The following is a 20,063-nucleotide window of genomic DNA, read 5'->3' as shown; positions in this document are numbered from 1 at the left end:
GTATCCGTTTCTGCGGGAAATACAAAATATATAGGATAACGTAAAACTTATACTTTCTTATATTATAAAATAGAGTTCATTTATAAATGAACGCCCTCGGAGGGAAGCCGTCAGGCTTCCCTTTTCTTGTTTTTTAGATTACACTATTCAAACGATATTTTTATATAAAGGAGACAGCTAATGACAACGAAGACTAATGGCCGTCCCCCTGAGGCTGTATACATTCATATCCCTTTTTGTACCAATAAGTGCTTTTATTGTGATTTCAATTCCTATGTACTCAAGGATCAGCCAGTTATGGATTATCTCGAAGCTTTGGATCGAGAGATGGAGCAGACCGTCAAGAACACCCCTCCGGGTGTTATCAAAACGATCTTCGTCGGCGGAGGCACACCCACTGTTTTAAAACCTGATGAAATGGCTTATTTCTTAAAGTCTGTTCGCACGCATTTCCCCAACTGGGATAAAGATATTGAGTTCTCTATGGAAGCTAACCCTGGAACAACGGATCTGGACAAGCTGACGGTTATGAAAGAAGGCGGCGTGAACCGGGTGAGCTTTGGTGTTCAAGCATTTCAGAACGAGCTGCTCACAGGCATCGGCCGGATTCATAATGTAGATGATGTATACCGGAGCCTAGAGAATGCACGTGCAGTTGGACTAAATAATCTTTCGGTTGACCTGATGTTTGGGCTGCCTAATCAAACTGTTGAGATGTTGGGCGAAAGTATCCGCAAGGCGTTGGAGCTGGATCTACCCCACTATTCTATTTACAGCTTGAAGGTGGAGGAGAATACTCTTTTTCACACGCTGTTTAATAAGAACAAACTTCCTCTTCCTAATGAAGAAGATGAATTGCAAATGTACCTCCTGTTGATGTCCTCTATGAAGGAAGCGGGTTACAATCAATACGAGATCAGTAACTTCGCGAAACCAGGAATGGAGAGCCGCCATAATATCACCTACTGGCGTAATGAAGATTATTATGGTCTAGGAGCAGGAGCGCATGGATATGTGGGACGTCAGCGGCATATTAATGTTAAGGGCGTAAATCCATATGTAGAAGCCACACGTAAAGGGCTGCCACGACTGGATGCATACCCAATCTCAGAAGCAGAAGCGATGGAAGACTTTATGATGGTCGGCTTGCGTATGCATGAGGGCGTCTCTAATGAAGCTTTTCAGGCGCAATTCGGGCGTTCAATAGAGGAAGTATTCGAGAAATCCTTGCATAAAATGCTGCATGCAGGGCTGTTGGAACAAGAAGCAGGGGTTTACCGACTCAGCAAGCAAGGAATCTTGTTTGGGAACGATGTTTTTGCTGAATTTGTAGGCGCCCTGACAGAAGTTTAATTTTAAAATACCCCTTGAATTGTAATTCACTCTGTTGTATATTTATTCATATTATCAACAGAGGGGTGAACCAAAGTGCTTGCCAAGACGGAAATGATTCGCCATTCGTCTCCAGCGGGAGACGCACAGGTAATTTGTAGAAATGCTGTGGTAGAAGACGTTGAGCCATTGTATCTAATGATAGAAGAGTATGCCCAGCGCGGCATCATGTTGCCCCGTTCCCGGCAGGCGCTGACACGCCAGATCGATCAATTCGTAGTTGCTGAAATCGAAGGCAGATTCGTAGGCTGTGGTTCACTTTTCAAGCTCGGGAATGATCTCGTAGAGATTCGTTCAATTGGATTGAATGATGAAGGCAAGGGTAAAGGCGTAGGCTCCATGATATTGGCGAAGCTGGTCGAGGAAGCTAGGAACCAGAAAATCCCAAAGGTTATGGCACTAACCTATGCTGTTGATTTTTTTCTTAGAAATGGATTTGAAGTCGTCCAGAAAGAGATTTTCCCTGAAAAAGTATGGACAGATTGCGTGAATTGTAAAAAGCAGCATGCCTGCGATGAAATAGCAGTGCTTAAGATACTGAACTGACTTGACAATGTCAATGTCAGTTTGGTATTTTTGTATTAGTGGTTAGCACTCATCTGAGTCGAGTGCTAACGAATCGGAGCCACAGCCGATAGGAGGGAATAACATGTTAACTGATCGCCAGAGAATGATACTAAATGCAATTGTGGATGATTATATTTCATCGGCAGAGCCAGTAGGATCTCGTAGCATTTCTAAACGGGGAGATGTAGGATACAGTCCGGCTACGATTCGAAATGAAATGGCTGACCTAGAGGATTTAGGTTATCTCGAGCAGCCTCATACATCGGCGGGAAGAATTCCTTCCCATAAAGGATACCGATATTATGTGGATCATTTGGTACCGTGGAATTCCGCCGAAACGGCAGAAATGGGCACGATCCGCGCTTTTTTTGCCGAGAAGCTAAATGCAATGGAGCAGGTAATCCAACATGCGGCGATGATTCTTTCCAATATGACGAATTATACTTCCATCCTGCTGGGACCGGAGGTTTTTCATACTTCATTGCGTCATTTTCAGTTGTTACCACTAGATGATACAACCGCTGTGGCCATTATCGTCACAAGTACGGGGCAAGTTGAGAATCGTACGGTGAACATTCCGCCGGAGATTTCTGTTTCCGAGATGGAGAAAGTGGTTAACCTACTGAATAGTAAACTGGTCAATGTACCACTCTATAAGCTGAAGACTCGGCTCTATTCCGAGCTTGGCGAAGAAATGCAGCGTCACATCTCACATTATGAAGAATTAATGCAGGTGCTGGACACCGCGCTGGAAAGCGATCAAGAGCAGCGCATCTATCTCAGCGGAGCAACGAATATGCTGACACAGCCTGAGTTCAAAGACGTAGACAAGGTGAAGAGTATTCTTGATCTGCTGGAAGAGACACCGACACTGCTCAAAATGCTGGCCCCTACAGTGGGTGGCACAGGTATTCAAGTACGAATAGGAACAGAAAACAATCACGAAGCGTTCGCTAACTGTAGTCTGATCACCGCCACTTATTCACTTGATGGGCAGGCACTAGGAAGCATTGGGATCCTTGGGCCGACCCGTATGGAATATGCAAGAGTGATGGGGATCTTGGGCATTTTATCCCGAGATTTGACAGCGATGCTGGCGCACTGGTATAAGTGAACAGAGTCAACATGATTTCGTGAATGATTTTAAGGAGGTGAAGACAACTTGAAAAAGGAACAAGTTCAAGATTCTAATGAATTCAAAGAGGAATTGATCAATGAGGAGCCTGTGGCTGAAGTAGTCTCAGATGCCGACTCATTTACAGCTGAAAACGTTAGTGAAGGTGCTTCAGATACAGGTGCTGAGGTGAAACGCCTACAGGATCTTGCTGATGAATATCAAGGTCGTGCACTGCGTGCACAAGCTGATTTTGATAACTTCCGTCGTCGTACCCAGAAGGAAAAAGAAGAGTTGGCTCAATATGCTACCTCCAAGCTCCTGACGGAATTGCTTTCCGTGCTGGACAATTTCGAGCGTGCGTTAGTCACTACTCCAGCTAATCCTGAATCCGAAGCTTTCGCGAAGGGCGTTAATATGATTTTCCGTCAGCTGGATGGGGTATTGAAGGCTGAGGGGCTTACAGCTATGGAAACAGTAGGACAGCCTTTTAATCCTGAATACCATCAGGCTATTATGCAGGTTGAGAGCGAGGAGTACGAAGAGGGTATCGTTACAGAAGAGGTTCAAAAGGGATATCTTCTGAAAGATAGAGTTCTTCGTCCGGCCATGGTCAAAGTCAGCATGTAGTCTGTCTATATAGGACGGGCAGTTTCTGCTCGCCATAAAGCAGCAGTGCTTTTGCCTACTATTTATCCGATTGCAGGCTGTTGCCCGGATAGTTTATTATCAATCGAATTTTTTTGATATTTTTATAAATTTATTGAGCTTAGGCTCCATATAACTTTAGAGGAGGCAAATTATTGTGAGTAAAGTTATCGGTATTGACTTAGGAACCACGAACTCTTGCGTTGCCGTTATGGAAGGCGGCGAAGCCGTAGTAATTCCAAACCCAGAAGGCGCGCGTACAACCCCTTCGGTTGTAGGCTTTAAGAAAGACGGCGAGCGTATCGTCGGTGAAACGGCTAAACGCCAAGCAATTACTAACCCTGATCGTACGATCAGCTCTGTTAAACGTCACATGGGTACTAACCACAAAGAAAGCATTGATGGTAAAGACTACTCCCCACAAGAAATTTCGGCAATGATTCTGCAAAAGCTGAAATCCGATGCAGAGGCTTATCTTGGCCAAACTGTTACTCAAGCAGTTATCACTGTTCCTGCTTATTTTAATGACAGCCAACGTCAAGCTACCAAAGATGCAGGTAAAATTGCAGGTTTGGAAGTTCTGCGTATTGTGAACGAGCCAACAGCAGCAGCTTTGGCATATGGTCTGGAGAAATCCGAAGATCAAACCATTCTAGTCTATGACCTTGGTGGCGGTACTTTTGACGTATCCATCCTTGAACTTGGTGATGGCTTCTTCGAAGTAAAAGCTACAAGCGGCGACAACAAGCTGGGTGGCGACGACTTTGACCAAGTGGTTATGGATTACCTGGTATCCGAATTCAAAAAAGAGCAAGGCATTGATCTGAGCAAAGATAAATCTGCTGTGCAACGTTTGAAAGATGCAGCTGAAAAAGCGAAAAAAGAATTGTCAGGCGTACTGACAACAACTGTATCGCTTCCGTTCATCACTGTGGTTGACGGCGTACCTCAGCACTTAGAGATCAACTTGACTCGTGCGAAATTTGATGAACTGACTGCTGGTCTGGTAGAACGTACATTGGGACCAACTCGTCAAGCATTGTCTGATGCTGGCATGACCCCTGCAGACCTTACTAGAATCGTTCTGGTTGGTGGTTCTACACGTATCCCAGCTGTACAAGATGCTATCAAAAAGCTTACTGGCAAAGAACCACACAAAGGTGTGAATCCGGATGAAGTAGTAGCTCTTGGTGCTGCTGTTCAAGCGGGTGTATTGACTGGTGATGTTAAAGACGTTGTATTGCTTGACGTAACTCCGCTTTCCCTGGGTATTGAAACTGCAGGTGGCGTGTTCACGAAGATGATCGAGCGTAATACTACGATTCCTACAAGCAAATCCCAAGTATTCTCAACCTTTGCTGACAACCAACCTAGCGTAGAGATTCACGTGCTGCAAGGTGAGCGTCAAATGGCAAATGGCAACAAGACACTGGGACGTTTCATGCTGAACGAGATTCCACCAGCACCACGTGGCGTGCCACAAATCGAAGTTTCTTTCGATATTGATGCCAACGGTATCGTAAATGTATCTGCGACAGATAAAGGCACGAACAAGAGCCAAAAAATCACTATCACTTCTTCCAGCGGCCTGAGCGACGCAGAAGTAGAACAAATGATGAAGGATGCCGAGCTTCACGCTGAGGAAGACCGTAAGCGTAAAGAACTGGTAGAAGCGAAGAACGGTGCTGACCAACTCGTGTATTCTACTGAAAAAGTAATTAAAGACCTTGGCGATAAAGCTGATGCTTCTGATGTTGAAAAAGCAAATGAAGCTAAAGATAAAGTTAAAGCAGCACTTGAAACTGACAATCTTGAAGAAATCAATGCAGCTACAGAAGCATTGACTGAGATTGTACAACAGTTGTCCATGAAGCTGTACGAACAAGCTGCTCAAGCTGAGCAAGGTGCTGAAGGTGGCGCTGGAGCCGCTGAAGGCGCTCCTAAAAAAGATAATGTAGTTGACGCTGACTATGAGGTTGTTGACGAAGATAAGAATCAAGGGTAACCTTATACGATAAGTGTAATAGGAAACTGATAAATTCTTATATAGTTAAGAAGGGAAGGTCAAAACCGGGTCATCCCGTGTTTTGACTTTCCTTTTGTAATATCAGATTGCACACTCTTTGCGAATGCGCCTTCTGATATTGTAAGAATAAACATCGCTGAATCTGGATGGTCAGATCCTGAGGTTTTATCGTATAATGGTTTGTTTGACAGGTAATAAGGAATTTGAGTATGTATGCACGGAGGTGAAAGCAGTGGCAGATAAACGCGATTATTATGAAGTGCTTGGCCTTAGTAGAGATGCTTCAGACGATGAGGTGAAAAAAGCGTACCGGAAATTGGCGCGCCAATATCACCCAGACGTGAATAAAGCAGATGACGCTGAAGCTAAGTTTAAGGAAGTAAAAGAAGCTTATGATGTTCTTAGTGATGGACAACAGCGAGCTAGATATGACCAATATGGCCATATTGACCCTAACCAAGGTATGGGCGGCTTCGGAGGCGGCGGTGGTGGCGACTTCGGAGGGCTTGGCGATATCTTTGATATGTTCTTTGGAGGCGGCGGACGCCGTGATCCTAACGCACCGCAGCGTGGTGGGGATTTGCAGTATACCATGACCATTGAATTCAAGGAAGCGGTATTCGGCAAAGAAACCGATATTACTATTCCACGTACAGAAACTTGCGATACCTGCTACGGCTCCGGGGCTAAACCGGGCACTAAACCAGAGACTTGTTCCGTATGTCATGGTAGTGGACAACAGGAATTCGTACAGAATACACCGCTTGGACAGATGCGTAATCGTCGTCCTTGTTCACATTGCAGTGGTACAGGTAAGATTATTAAGGAAAAATGTACGACTTGCGCCGGACAGGGTAAGGTTAAAAAGCAACGCAAGATCCATGTGCGTATCCCGGCCGGTGTTGATGACGGTGCACAGTTGCGCATGACTGGCGAAGGCGAAGGCGGCTTACGCGGTGGTCCTGCTGGAGACTTGTATATTGTTATCCGTGTTAAATCGCATGATTTCTTCGTGCGTGAGAACGATGATATTATGTGCGAGGTTCCACTTACGTTTGCACAGGCAGCACTTGGTGATGAGATTGAAATTCCAACCTTAACCGAAAAAGTGAAGCTGAAGATTCCTGCCGGAACGCAAACAGGCACTTTCTTCCGCCTCAAAGGTAAAGGTGTTCCACGTCTGCGTGGATCTGGCCAAGGTGATCAGCATGTACGAGTAATTGTTGTGACACCTAGCAAGCTCAATGAAGAGCAAAAAGAATTGCTACGCCAGTTCGCTTCTCTGAACGGAGAAAACACACATGAACACGAACAGTCCTTCTTTGATCGTGTGAAACGTGCGTTTCGCGGGGACTGATATCCTAACTCATTCATTCAGTCAATGAATAGAAAAAGACAGCAGAGCAGCGATCCTCCCGTTATTGGGGGATCGCTGCTCTGCGTTTTTGTTTAGCATGAGATTAGGGCAGGGCCAGTTAACTAACCTCATGCAATTCTTTGGATGAGCTGTGATGCTTGAACCTGCGAAATTCTGCGTGTTTGGCTAACTCGGCCAATCCCGTAACCTCGGTAAACCTGGTAACCCCGGTAACCCCGGTAAATTCGGTAACCCCGGCAACCGCGAACCGCGAACCGCGAACCGCGAACCGCGAACCGCGAACCGCGAACCGCGAACCGCGAACCCTGTAACCTTGAAACCCCCGACTGGTCTCCAGCTTTTTTAAACACACTATATGCTTTGAATTATCTAGGTGGGCTTGCGGACTCAGCTGACGCTATTTGTACATTTTTCTCCTTTTGAGCGAAGTTTCGGACTCCAGTGCAGCTATTGCCCAGAAAAGCGCTCGTATTTGGTGTTTTTCGTGCTAATAGCGACTATGAGGTCCGTTGGTATGGCAAATGTCGCATAATTCAGCGTTTAAGTGTAACTGTGTCCGATAGTGCCGAGCATAATCTTCTGCGTGGATAGGACCCAGAAGAATCTGGAGGCTTACGGACCCAGATGACGCTATTTGCAAATTTTTCTCCTTTTGAGCGAAGTTTCGGACTCCAGTGCAGCTATTGCCTAGAAAAGTGCTCATATTTGGTGTTTTACGTGCTAATAACGACTATGGGATCCGTTGGCATGGCAAATGTCGCATAAATCAGCGTTTAAGTGCAACGGTGTCCGATAGTGCCGAGCATAATCTTCTGCGTGGATAGGACCCGGAAGACGCTGGAGGCATACGGACCCAGTTGACGCTATTTGCAAATTTATCGCCTTTTGAGCGAAGTTTCGGACTCCAGTGCAGCTATTGCTCAGAAAAGTGCTCATATTTGGTGTCTTTCGTGCTAATAGCGACTATGGGGTCCGTTGGCATGGCAAAAGTCGCATAAATCAGCGTTTAAGTGCAACGGTGTCCGATAGTGCCGAGCATAATCTTCTGCGTGGATAGGACCCGGAAGACGCTGGAGGCATACGGACCCAGATGACGCTATTTGCAAATTTATCGCCTTTTGAGCGAAGTTTCGGACTTCAGTGCAGCTATTGCCTAGAAAAGTGCTCATGATTGGTGTTTTTCGTGCTAATAGCGACTATGGGGTCCGTTGGCATGGCAAAAGTCGCATAATTCAGCGTGTAAGTGCAACTGTGTCCGATAGCGCTGAGAATAATCATCTGAGTGGATAGGACCCAGAAGACGCTGGAGGCATACGGACCCAGCTGACGCTGGAGGCATACGGACCCAGCTGACGCTATTTGCAAATTTATCGCTTTTTGTGCGAAGTCGGACCCAGATGACGCTATTTGCAAATTTTTCTCCTTTTGAGCGAAGTTTCGGACTCCAGTGCAGCTATTGCCTAGTAACACGCTCATATTTGGTGTCTTTCGTGCTAATAGCGACTATGGGGTCCGTTGGCATGGCAAATAGCGCATAATCCAGTGTTTAAGTGCAACTGTGTCCGATAGTTGCCTCGTATGCGCCCAGATGTGACCTTAAGACGAGAAAGCCCCAGCAGCCAAATGGCTGCTGGGGCTTTCTTTGAGAGTTCAACTAGATACTGTTTAAGAACGTAGGTCCTCAAACACACGGCTCAGAATCGTTGCTGCTTGTGCACGAGTCAGAGTGCCTTGTGGATTGAAGTTGTCCGCACCAACGCCCTTGAGATAACCTTTGCTTACAGCATAGGCTACGGCGTTACGTGCTTCTGCAGCGATGTTGTCGGCATCCTTAAAGCTCAAAGGAGTCTTAGCTACTGTAAGATCAGCGCCTAGGGCCTCAGCTATGATAAGGGCTGCTTCTTCGCGAGTCAGCACATCGCGTGAACCACTTTGTTTGATACGAGTATTCCATGTGTCACCTTTTCCGAGTAGACGGTCGAAGAGCGTTAACAGTTCCGCTTGATTTAAGGTGTCAGCAGGTTTGAAGCTGCCATCGGTTCCTTTGCCGGCAATGATGCCATGAGCAGCAAGAACTTCGATATCGCCTTTAGCCCAGTGTGTGCCGATATCCTTGAAGCTTACATTACGGGATGCAACGCTATATGAGCCGTCGCCAGTAACTGTAAACTGTAGAATACCTTCTTTAGAGAAAGATCCAGGTTGCAGATAGGACCATTTATGATCCTTTGTTTCTGCATAGGCGGCAGTTTTTCGAGCATCACGTAGACTGCTGTCTTTTAGATTAAGCTGAAGGGTAACCGGCTTTCCGGTTGTCCAACCATTTTTGATGGTAAGAATGGAAGAACCAATATTGATCGCAGCTGAGCTTCCTGATAACACTGCTGCATCACTAGCATCAGCCAGACTTATCGTAAGCAACAAACCACTGCTGCTAATGAAATCCGGAAGGGTTGCCGCTGGAATAAGAACATTGAATCCATTACCGTTAAGGCTGAGTGCATTCTCCGATTTCTTCAACTGTTCAGCTTGCGCCGGGGTAAGCGTAATAACGACTTGGCTATACTTATTGAAATTCACATCGCTAAGATCAAGTACAGAAGTCTTATCTTTTGCATTCTGAATCGAATTTGTTAATGCAGTATCTAAGATATTAAACACCGCTGAAGCTTTACCACCAGCTGGATCGGCTGTCTCTACTAGCTTCCCGGATTTCGAAGAAGGTCCAGGAGTGGGAGTGCTGGTTGCTGTAGGTACATACGACTCAGAAGATGGAGGCGATGTAGGCGATGGTGTTGGTGTCGGTGTTGGTGTTTCTGTTGGATCTGGCGTTGCTGATGGTGTTGGCGTTGGCGTTGGCGTTGGTGTCGGTGTCGGTGTCGGCGTTGGTGTAGGTTTTTCAGGTGTGTTTACAGTTACACTTACTGTTCTCAAACCAGATGGGATAGTTGATGTTGTGGCATCATTCCAAATCTGGACATCATATAGCTCAAAGGAATAATCTCCTGCTGTTGCTGGTTCGAAGGTTATTTGGGCTAGTGAGCCAGAGCCGTGATAAGCACCTCCTGACAGATTGACACTATATTGTGTCAGTTTGTGGCCGTCTCCAAGATCATACGTTTGTGAATATTCTGTAAGTGGAACACTAGAGAAATGCTCCTCTTGATACGTAACCAGCTGTACGCTTGGCTGGATTACTGGTGTTTCAAGGGAATCATCGTATATGACACCGAATGAAGCCCCATAGACGCCATAAACCTCATCTGTCACGGAATAATCTAAATCAACGGTCACAGATTGTCCTACTTCAATGGTGGATGCAGAAAGAGCCGGAGTTACTGTGAAAGTACCGTCCCCTGTGCTATAAAGCAGCCGCTGAACGTAATCATCGTCATCTGCACCATTGCCAACTTTATCGACCACATGGACTTTGTACTCATTTAGCCCCTCGTTAACAGGAACATCAATGGTAAAGGCACCGTTATTTGCAATCACACCGCCAAATTTATAAGCATTCCCATCATAATGTTTGCCTTCGGCATATACGGTAAACCAGTTTCCAATAGGGTTTGTATTAGAAATATAATAGGCCATTAGGTCATCATCAATGAAACCACTAATTTGTGCCACGCCAGGATCGGTTGGCGCTTCGCGTTCATACTCCTCAATGGTGATGCCGGAAACTAGCGGCTTCTCGGTATCAATTGTGAACTCGGCCTTTTGTTTCTCGAGCAGTTGCCCATTGGGAAGCACAGGAATGATGTAGTAGTGACCATCTGCTAAAGTAGACTTGGCGGAGGTCTCCAGGTCTGTTAATGTTCCATCCCAATTTGGAACTTCGTATACACCACGATAGATCTTCTCATCGATCGCATAAACTTCACCTAAAACTGTTGCGGGAGCATCTTTTGAAGAGGCAACGAAACTTATGCCTTCCAGCTCTTCATTGACAGAAAAGGTAAAGGTGGTGTCGTCTGAGCGACCATCACCATTAGGTGAAATTTGTGGACTTTCAAAAGAGAGCTGATTAATAGGTGCTACATTAAATTGGTCACCTACAACAACGTTAAATGGCAGACGAAGGGTTTCTGTATCAGAGGTAAGTAACAGGATGCCTTCATATGCGCCCTCTTTTGCTGTTTTAGATACATTGAGTGTAAATTGTGCATATTGATCTGCCCCTGAGGTAACGCTGTTTGGTGCAAAATCAATACTAATATCAGTAGGAGCTTCTGTCAGCCATTTGGTGGACAGGGTGTATGTTTCTCCATTCCCTTTAAAGTCCTCTACATAGACAGCTTTCGTTACAGTAACACCCTTTGGCTGTAAGCCGAAGGATAAGGAACCTGTGTAATAAGGGATTTCAACAGTACCCGGAAGACCGCTGTTAAGGATCTCACCGACTTTAGCAATGGATTTAGCGTTTATCGACTTCTCCAGATTAATTAAACCTGCACCTTGTTGGTACAAGGAGTAAGAATTCCCATCACGGTTAAAAATAGGATCAGCATTGTTCATCAGCAGAGCTTTAATTTCATTTGGCTTCAGATCAGAGTTTTTACTCAGTAACAAAGCCACAGCTCCTACAACATGTGGGGTTGCCATGCTAGTGCCATTTTTTAAGCCGAAAGCATGGTCATAGTTCCCATCCCAGCTAGGGATCGTCGAGTTGATATTGACTCCGGGCGCTACAACATCAGGTTTTATTAGATAATCGGGCATCCCTGGACCCATAGAACTGAAGTTTGCTAACTGATTTACTTCAAGCGCTATATAGTAACTGATTATATCTTTAGCAGCAGCCATCTGAGTTTTTATTTTTTTGCCATCGGCTTGACTGATTCCGTAGGTAGGAATGTAATCCCCAGGCGCACCAAGGGTGGGGCTGATTTCACCAGGCTCATTATTGGCAATCAGCAAAAGCTTCGCACCAGCAGCTTTGGCATTAAGAGATTTGTCTGAGAAGCTCAGCGAGCCCCGATCAACAAGCACTACCTTATCTTTGACATCCAGATTTTTGTAATCGGAAGGACTCCCAAGACCAGCGAAAACGATCATACTGCCAGCAATATTATCGATTAAATCTGGGGAGTAACTGGCTAATGTCCCGGGAATCTTTTTAACATCACCAATATCAAAGAAAGGGGTATTTATCGGAGTAGTAGAAGCTCCAACACTAAGCGCGAGTTGGGCACCAGCGGGCTCGCCCAGTGTTCCTGCATCCGGTCCAGCGTTACCGGCGGCAATAATAACGTTCACGCCCGATTTTACGGTATTGTCTATCGCGATTGAACTCGCGGAATAGCTTTGGTTGACACTAGAGCCTAGAGAAAGGTTAATAACATCTGCTCCGTCATCGACTGCTTTCTCAATACCCGCAATTACATCTGCTGTGGAACCAGATCCATAGGGACCAAGTACACGATACGCATACAATTCTACCTCAGGTGCCACATCTAAAATTGTCCCGGCAACGTGTGTACCATGCGAGGTTTCGTAAGGAGTACCTGCTCTTGGAGGGAAGTTAGCATCAGGGGCTGTTTCAGCCGGATCGTCATCCTGATCATATACATCATAGCCGCCTTTATAATTATCTTTTAACAAAGGGTGATTCTTATCAATACCAGTGTCGACAACAGCTACCTGTATATCTTTGCCTGTGTAACCTAAATCATGTAGTTTGTCCGCGCCTATTAGCTTGCCGCTGTCTGAATAGGAACGTGTAACAGGTAATGTCGCTACTTCAACACTGTCTGCTAGTGCATGTACTTCTTCATTTGGATAGATAGCCGCAACGCCTGGAAGCTCTAACAGCTTGTTTACTTGATTGGCTGGCAGCGTAATGGAATACCCGTTAAAAATCTCACTGTATTCAAAACCGATATCGGCATCGATCTTCTGTGTTGAGGAAATAAAGCTTTTATGCTCTGAGATAATTTTACTGCGTTGTGAGGAGACTGAGGATCGTAAAGAATAAGTTTTTGCCTCATTTACATACACACTGACTGGTTTATTAGTCAATTCCACAATTACTGAAACTGGTGCTGAACCTTTGAGTATTCCAGCATAGTTATGAGGGGTTACACTTTGAGACTGTACATCCGTAACCAGGGTTGAAGATTCAAGGGATGAGTTCGCAAATGCAGCTGATGGAAAAAGAACAGACACAGCCAGTCCGAAGCTTGCCGCTCCAATACCAAATCTTTGAATAGAGTGTTTAAAGGTACGTTTCAAATAAGTTCATCCTCCCAAATGAATTTTTTGTATTGCAATGTGTCTGTGGTTCTCCTCCTCAAAATAAAATGTAAAAAATTATGAAAATTAAATTTATTCTACAGCTATAACTTCAAATCGAATATACAACTTTAGTACCATATTGCAGCGAAGCGTTGAGGAAAATGTCGAATTCCCAGTAGATAAGTGGAATATAAGAAAATCAGAGCATAAAACAAGTGAAATTAAGACAATATAAATGAATGCAACAGATGTCTGAATTTCAAGCGAGAGCGGGGATAAGATGTCGGAAAGATATATTTTGGCATATTTTAAAAGTCCAGAGGAAGCCGAAGGGGTCGCGCGCAAGCTTCGTGCACTTCGGGCCATTGAAGTTTCCATTGATCGCTTCAGTAGATATGGAGGTACCAGCTTTAGCTCAGGGGTAAATCCGGTGACAGGCAATGTGGCCAGAATGGACTCCATGACTGCTGAGCATGCACACACAGGCATACTTGCAGCTGCGGACACCAGCTCTAGCGGAATGAGTCATGGTGGTAACGGTGGTCCAACGGGGAGAGATATTTTGCTTACGGTTATTGTGCATACGGAGTCCTACGATCAGGCTCTGCGCTTAATTGAAGAAGCAGGCGGGATGGTCTGATCAGGCACTTCATTGAGTAAAAAGAAAGGAGACGAACAATGGATAGAGAGAACTCACAAATCTTCTCCAAGACGGAGAAATTGAAAATGTTATACGAAGCTAAAGCAGAGGATGTAGAATTCTCGGCGGCGGAAGCCGATCTTGATGATATTGAAGCTCAGGATCGCGCACAAGAAGCGGACAAACGTCAGCTGAATGAGATTATGAAGAAAGAATAGCAGCTAAAAAAGCTAAGGCGGATACCTCACTTTGTGGGGTATTTTTGCGTTTGGGCATGTATAATTAGGGCGAAGAGCTTAAGTGTGGGGGGAGAAGATGGATAACGTTATTTTGTGGACAGGGTTAGCCTTATTGATCGCATTATTAACCTATTTGAACCAGAAGCAGTTGTACTCTCCAAAAGTAAAACGCGCCTATCTTGAGTTGCGGGAGCTGACAGAGAAGGTTCGTATGGAGCGCTCTGAGGCGAGCGATTTGTATCGATGGGAAGCAGAATTAACCGAACTAGAGAATCATCCGAATGAACTGAATAAATTGGATGCCGAAATTAGGTTTCATCACGCATTTTTGTTATATCTTGAACGTCACTACCCTTCAGACCCAAGGATTATTGGTTTGAAGCAAGCTGACGCATATCAGAAGGATATGGTTTTGGGGATTAAAATAAAAGATTATAATTCCAATAAGTAAGATACTTTTGACTGTGCGTACAATGGGAGAAGGAATATATTCGTACAAGTCGCAGAAAACTGCTGCATGAAGGCGAGGGTAGGCGTGGCTTGCTGCGCCGCAGTCTGGCTGGAGTGCATTTGAAAACGGAGGAACTTCCATACTTTGCTAAATGGGATTGAGAATGATAGGAATTTGAAAATGAAATTGAGAGTTTGAACCCTAGCTGGTATTGCAGCTGGGGTTTTTGGTAATGGATCAGTAAAAATGAACTAAGTTAGGCGAGTTTTTAGTTTATAAGTAAAGCTACCGCTAAGAAGAATTTGAGGGTCTCATAGTCGACGTAGCTGTAGATATTTTTCTGTTGGAAAATGAAATTAGGGCAAACCTCCCTGAAAATCCCCTGAAAAGATAGAAAAAGGCCTGATTTCATGAGTTTTTGGGGAGTATTTCCCTAAAAGATAGATGAACATTCGAATCTTGCACATCATTAGGGATGTTTTCCCTAATTATCATCATTTCGAGTATATTAACGTCTGCAGATGTTATAAATATTTTAAGTAATATAGCTAATATCACACTACAGATTAAGGATGTATAATTGTTCGAATATACTAGCTACGACCAATCAACTATTGAATTTTTTCAGGGGGAATTAGAATGGGGCTGGTACACTCTCAAGGAGTTACTGATGAGCTTGTTGTTAGATCTTTAGAAAGAAATTTAGCTATTATCCGGTTTGACCTTGATCGCCGAGTAGCTTATGTGAATGAAGTTTTTGCAAATTCCATGGGATATAAAAAAGATGAAATGTACGGAATGCATCATAAAGAGTTCTGTTTTCCACATTTCGCAGATAGCCCAGGTTACGAACGGTTTTGGCAGGATCTTTTTACAGGGAAGAGTTTTCAGGATAAGATCGAACGAATGGATTCGAAAGGAAATGCGGTTTGGCTTGAAGCCACCTACATGCCAGTATTTGATGAAAGCAATGAACAAGTCATCGGAGTATCTAAAATAGCAACTAATATCACCCAAAGACAAAACAACATGAGTAATGTTGTCCAACGGATGCAAGAGATGGCAGACAGCTTGAATCAAAGAGCAGATTTAGGTATTGAGCGCAGTCAAGAATTATTACGAAGCATCAACAAAATCGCCGAAGTATCGATAGAAAATACACATACTTTAGCTAATCTTGAAAAGCAAGCTGTAGCCATTCATAGCATCGTGCAAACGATTCGCGATATTGCTTCGCAAACGCAATTATTAGCCCTAAATGCTGCTATTGAGGCAGCGCATGCCGGGGAGTATGGGCGAGGTTTTGACGTAGTGGCAAAAGAAGTAAGAAAATTATCTTCCATGGTACAAGATTCGATCATAAAGGTACGGGATAGTGTGGATGCGATCACGCTGGAAATTGGAAAGATCTCTATAGGTACAAATCAAGTACAAGAAAGTATAGAAGATAGTCAGCAGCAGGTTCTGGTAGCGTTGGAGGATTTTTCGAAGATTGCTTCTTCTGCACAAAATCTCGACACACAAGCGCGCGAGGTTATGGATATCCTTTAATTGTTAATATATATGTTGATAGATTGAATATCAGCAAAAAAGGGTCGGTCTCCTACTTGAAAGAGATGGACCCTTTTATTGTTGGTATTATCCGATTTTGTTAACAATCAAGGTAGGAATCATATATCTATGATTTGTGATGACTCCGTCTACAGTAACACTAACCTTAGTAACTCCGGTGTCCCCAATCGCCCCATCAGAGCCAGTCCCACCTTTAGCCCCCCCGTCACCCCAGTCGCTCCAGTTGCCCCAGTTGCCCCATCATATCCAAGTAATTCTGCTGTAGCTAATCGATGCGGGCTACTAATTTCTCTGCACTGTCTTTACCCCAAAATGAGATTTGGATTGGATGGTCTGGCAAACTAGCAGTTGTGAAAAAAAATTCGAAGGTATTAAAATCCGCAAAATATTTTTTAGTTATTACCTGATTTGGCATCACATCTAGCAGATCGCCTACATATTGAATTCTTTTTTCATTCATGTAGTAGCCTTCGATCAGAACTGTGGAAGCAATCTGACCGCTACCATTAGCAATTTTGACAGTGACCTGTTGTGTAAGTCTTGTGTTGTTTTCTGAGTTAACATTGTTTTCTATCGGACCAGTAGTTAAAAGAGTCATTGTCCTTCCTCCATTTGCTTCATTCAGATTATTAAGCCTGTTTGATTTTCTCTATGTCTTTAAGAGTAGCGATAGTTTATGCTCAGAAAAACGAACCTTTTCCAAGGATTGGTTGTCATATAGATATCTCAGTCAAGAAAGGAGGGCGCAAAATTTGGAGAGTAACCGGGAGTTATTTGAAACCTACAATAAAGATGTATACCGGACTTGCTACTATATGGTGCATGACGCGGCGGATGCAGAGGATTTGACTCAGGATGTCTTTATTACCGTATTTCGCAGTAATCGTGAGCACGTGGAGCATATCAAGGCTTGGATTATGAAAATAACGGTCAACCATTGCCTCAATCATTTGAAACGAAAACGGACTTTACAACAGAAGATTACGGACAACCTTCATTTCTTTAATAAAACGGCAGAAACAGCTGTGGAGCAGCAGATTGAGCAGCGTGAGACGGAGGTCGAGTGGGCGCAATATATGAGCAAGGTCCCTATCAAACTTAGGATGGTGCTCACACTTAGGTATATGCATGATTTCAGTCTGGCTGAAATTTCGGATCTGCTGTCCATTCCACTTGGAACGACCAAATCTAGGCTGCATAAAGGGCTAACGGTAATGAGGAGAATCCTGCAGGAGGCTGGGGTTCAACTTGAACTAAAGGAGGGCGAAGCTTTTGAAAAAGTTAGAAAATATGCTGGAGCATCGTTTAAATGAAGATAAAGGCGTGCCTTATCCAGATTTTGAACGCATGTGGGGACGTTTAGAGCAAGAAAACAGTACAATGACTCCCCTACAACTTCGTATGGCGAATGGTAGCGGGAACAGAGGGAGAAACTGGAGTAAAATAGCTGTGGTGGCTTCATTTTCAGTACTTATTGCAGCGGCACCCGTATATGCAGCAGTGCATTATGATTGGGATAATTTGCTCCATGGGAGAGGAGGCGTTCAAGCAGCGCTGGCCCAAAATCTCGGACAACAACTGAACCAGTCAGTGACGCAGGATGGAGTAACTCTGAAGCTACATACAGCGATTGTGGATGAGAATCGGACGGTTATCTTATTCACTTTGGATGTAGGAAAACGCTTGGAAAATGAAAATTGGAATGTTAATGGAATGACTTTGAAGGGCGCAGATGGGGCGAATGGTCCTAGTGAGTTCAGTTATGTGTTATGGGATGAGAAAAATCAACATTACAACGGATATTTCGAGAGTGATTGGACACCGAAAAAGGATACTGTGAATGTGCAACTAGTTGCAGATAATCTGCAAGCCTTTAGCACACAGGAGTTAGATTTACCGCTGGATATCCAATCGCAGGAGACACAAAATTTTCCTATTGGACAGGAAGGAATGCGCAGCATAGAGGTGAAACCTTTTACCCAAGGACAAGAAAAAATATTATTCTCTTCAGCGATCATTTTTGATCAGCCAGAAACAAAAGAATGGGCCTTTCCAAATATAGTCGCTTACAAAAACGGAACGCTCATAAATTCGCTGGCTGGAGGTGCTTTCGGTACACCGGGAGAAAACGGGGAATATACGTCCCAGCAATATTTTAAGGCGGCTGATATTTCCAGTGGAGAAGTGAATTACAAGCTGCAGTACATGAAACAAGAGAAAAAGGTTGAGGGGCCCCTAGCTTTTGATCTTCAATTAAGCAAAAAGCAGATGGAGAGCGGAACCATAAATACTTCATTGAATCTGCCGCTAGAAGAGGGCGAACCTAATTACACGCTGGAGAAAATGGTAGTGACGCCTACTCAAATTCGAATCGCTATTAGAAGTAAAGAGAAAGGCAACAATTTCCCGTATCAAAAGTCTACTCTTGAAGTAGCAGGCAAGACGCTGGAGGGCAATTTCTGGAGATCTCCAGAAGGTGAGCCGGAATTAACAGTGCTTCGTTTTGAGCGGCCAGTTGACCTTGAAATCACAGAAGAGACGCCAATTACCTTTGTTGCTAAATACAAGGTGACTCAGCACGGCAGCTATAAAATTAACAAGGACGAAAAAACACCACTTCTGTTGACGAATATATCTGATAAGAAACAGACGCTTATCCAGCAGCTTAGCGGATACCCGGTAAAATGGACGTACTATATGCAGGGTGCCGATCTTTATGTAGAGACTGAAAGTGAAGATGCTCGCTTCGGTGGAATTAACCAGACCCATATCGGACTGGGGAAAGAGCGTATTTTAGGTAAACCTCTGACCGTTAATTTCACTGGGGATGGAAACAATAAGGCCATTGATGTTTACAAGGGTTTCAAAGGTACAGAAGCTTCTATTTATATATTCTTCTATACGACTGACGATCCGGATAAAGAAACAAGAGTGCAGCTGCGGCCATAGAAAATTTTTTTTAGGGAGGAACCTTGTGTTCTTCCCTTTTTTTCGTTTACAGTGAGTAGATGCTGAGTGGACTCAGCAAGGATTAGCGTAAAGGAGAGAAAAGGATGGAAATCACTCGCTGTGCTTGGGTTAATGAGGATCCTTTATATATCGCATACCATGATGAAGAGTGGGGAAAACCTCTGTATGATGACCGGAAGCTGTTTGAATTACTTATGCTCGAAGGCATGCAGGCAGGGTTAAGCTGGTACACCGTCTTAAAAAAACGGGCACATTACAGAGAGGTATTTGATGGATTTGATCCGGAAAAAATTGTGCATTATGATGAGCCGAAAATTGCTGAGCTGATGAACGATCCCGGGATTATTAGAAATCGCTTAAAGATTGATTCTATCATTCGTAATGCAAGCGTATATTTGCAAATTAGTGCGGAAACAGGCAGCTTTTCAGATTATCTCTGGAGCTTTGTGGGGGGCGCGCCTACGCTTAACCATTGGAAGACACGTGCGGATGTCCCTGCTTTAACGGCTCAGTCTGACGCAATGAGTAAAGCATTAAAAAAGCGAGGCATGAAGTTTGTCGGCTCTACCATATGTTATGCTTTTATGCAGGCATCGGGGATGGTAGATGATCATTCGCTCGATTGCTTTTGCAGGAGCAGCCCGGGCATGGCAGAGCGTTGATCTGTAGTTTGGCGTTACCCCAAGAAGAAATGTTATACTATGAAGCGAATGCTCACAAAACTAAGTCTATGCTTTCGAAGCCAGTTTTGCACGAAGTTAATCAATGAAGCTAACGCTCACAAAACTAAGCCTATGCTTTCGAAGTAAGTTTTGCACGAAGTTAATCA

Annotated in this window: 15 protein-coding genes; 13 read left to right on the top strand and 2 right to left on the bottom strand. The window is 44.3% G+C overall.

The window, feature by feature from the left end:
• The first annotated feature begins 180 nt into the window (after positions 1-180).
• The 6 genes from hemW to dnaJ all read left to right on the top strand — a co-directional run bounded on the left by hemW (position 181) and on the right by dnaJ (position 7,104).
• Positions 181-1,353 carry a radical SAM family heme chaperone HemW gene (hemW, locus tag NSQ55_RS23405; RefSeq protein ID WP_076105910.1) on the top strand — a complete coding sequence of 391 codons (1,173 nt, stop codon included), beginning with the start codon at positions 181-183 and terminating at the stop codon, positions 1,351-1,353.
• 93 nt (positions 1,354-1,446) lie between these two features.
• A complete protein-coding gene (locus NSQ55_RS23400; RefSeq protein ID WP_051490987.1) occupies positions 1,447-1,938 on the top strand; it encodes an N-acetyltransferase in 492 nt (163 codons plus the stop codon).
• A 103-nt stretch (positions 1,939-2,041) separates the two neighbouring features.
• Complete coding sequence (gene hrcA, locus NSQ55_RS23395) at positions 2,042-3,073, top strand: heat-inducible transcriptional repressor HrcA (protein ID WP_036677493.1); 1,032 nt, start codon at positions 2,042-2,044, stop codon at positions 3,071-3,073.
• 48 nt (positions 3,074-3,121) lie between these two features.
• Positions 3,122-3,703: a nucleotide exchange factor GrpE gene (gene grpE / locus NSQ55_RS23390; RefSeq protein ID WP_036677491.1), complete on the top strand. Its 582-nt coding sequence runs from the start codon at positions 3,122-3,124 to the stop codon at positions 3,701-3,703.
• Between the two features lie 175 nt (positions 3,704-3,878).
• The gene (dnaK, locus tag NSQ55_RS23385) at positions 3,879-5,726 is read left to right on the top strand and encodes a molecular chaperone DnaK (RefSeq protein ID WP_036677488.1); all 1,848 of its coding nucleotides are present in this window, start codon (positions 3,879-3,881) and stop codon (positions 5,724-5,726) included.
• Positions 5,727-5,979: 253 nt separating this feature from the next.
• Positions 5,980-7,104: a molecular chaperone DnaJ gene (gene dnaJ / locus NSQ55_RS23380; RefSeq protein WP_036677487.1), complete on the top strand. Its 1,125-nt coding sequence runs from the start codon at positions 5,980-5,982 to the stop codon at positions 7,102-7,104.
• Positions 7,105-8,790: 1,686 nt separating this feature from the next.
• Here dnaJ and NSQ55_RS23375 read toward each other — a convergent pair.
• Positions 8,791-13,359, bottom strand: coding sequence for a S8 family serine peptidase (locus NSQ55_RS23375; protein WP_339169357.1), 4,569 nt, complete (start codon positions 13,357-13,359; stop codon positions 8,791-8,793).
• A gap of 283 nt (positions 13,360-13,642) precedes the next feature.
• Here NSQ55_RS23375 and NSQ55_RS23370 point away from each other — a divergent pair, with 283 nt between their 5' ends.
• The 4 genes from NSQ55_RS23370 (at position 13,643) to NSQ55_RS23355 (ending at position 16,243) form a co-directional block, all read left to right on the top strand.
• Positions 13,643-14,002 (top strand): hypothetical protein, encoded by a 360-nt coding sequence (locus NSQ55_RS23370; protein WP_036683926.1) that lies wholly within the window; start codon positions 13,643-13,645, stop codon positions 14,000-14,002.
• Positions 14,003-14,040: 38 nt separating this feature from the next.
• Positions 14,041-14,220 carry a YfhD family protein gene (locus tag NSQ55_RS23365; RefSeq protein ID WP_036683923.1) on the top strand — a complete coding sequence of 60 codons (180 nt, stop codon included), beginning with the start codon at positions 14,041-14,043 and terminating at the stop codon, positions 14,218-14,220.
• Between the two features lie 97 nt (positions 14,221-14,317).
• Positions 14,318-14,692 carry a hypothetical protein gene (locus NSQ55_RS23360; RefSeq protein WP_076302449.1) on the top strand — a complete coding sequence of 125 codons (375 nt, stop codon included), beginning with the start codon at positions 14,318-14,320 and terminating at the stop codon, positions 14,690-14,692.
• Positions 14,693-15,331: 639 nt separating this feature from the next.
• On the top strand, positions 15,332-16,243 hold the full coding sequence (locus NSQ55_RS23355) for a methyl-accepting chemotaxis protein (protein WP_076128958.1): 912 nt from the start codon (positions 15,332-15,334) through the stop codon (positions 16,241-16,243).
• A gap of 286 nt (positions 16,244-16,529) precedes the next feature.
• Here the strand turns inward: NSQ55_RS23355 and NSQ55_RS23350 are convergent, their stop codons facing one another.
• A complete protein-coding gene (locus NSQ55_RS23350; RefSeq protein WP_339169352.1) occupies positions 16,530-16,862 on the bottom strand; it encodes a hypothetical protein in 333 nt (110 codons plus the stop codon).
• A gap of 154 nt (positions 16,863-17,016) precedes the next feature.
• Between NSQ55_RS23350 and NSQ55_RS23345 the strand changes: the two genes are divergently transcribed.
• From NSQ55_RS23345 to NSQ55_RS23335, 3 genes are all read left to right on the top strand, one after another.
• The gene (locus tag NSQ55_RS23345; protein ID WP_076192119.1) at positions 17,017-17,577 is read left to right on the top strand and encodes an RNA polymerase sigma factor; all 561 of its coding nucleotides are present in this window, start codon (positions 17,017-17,019) and stop codon (positions 17,575-17,577) included.
• Positions 17,537-19,213, top strand: coding sequence for a DUF4179 domain-containing protein (locus tag NSQ55_RS23340; protein ID WP_143762742.1), 1,677 nt, complete (start codon positions 17,537-17,539; stop codon positions 19,211-19,213). The genes NSQ55_RS23345 and NSQ55_RS23340 overlap by 41 nt, the downstream gene beginning before the upstream one ends.
• Positions 19,214-19,317: 104 nt before the next feature.
• Positions 19,318-19,896, top strand: coding sequence for a DNA-3-methyladenine glycosylase I (locus NSQ55_RS23335; protein ID WP_339169347.1), 579 nt, complete (start codon positions 19,318-19,320; stop codon positions 19,894-19,896).
• Positions 19,897-20,063: the final 167 nt, after the last annotated feature.

The sequence above is a fragment of the Paenibacillus sp. FSL H7-0943 genome (genome assembly GCF_037963265.1).
GTDB lineage: Bacteria > Bacillota > Bacilli > Paenibacillales > Paenibacillaceae > Paenibacillus_AQ > Paenibacillus_AQ odorifer.
Note: the sequence above shows the minus strand (reverse complement) of the source record. Positions and strands in the feature narration are given on the sequence as shown.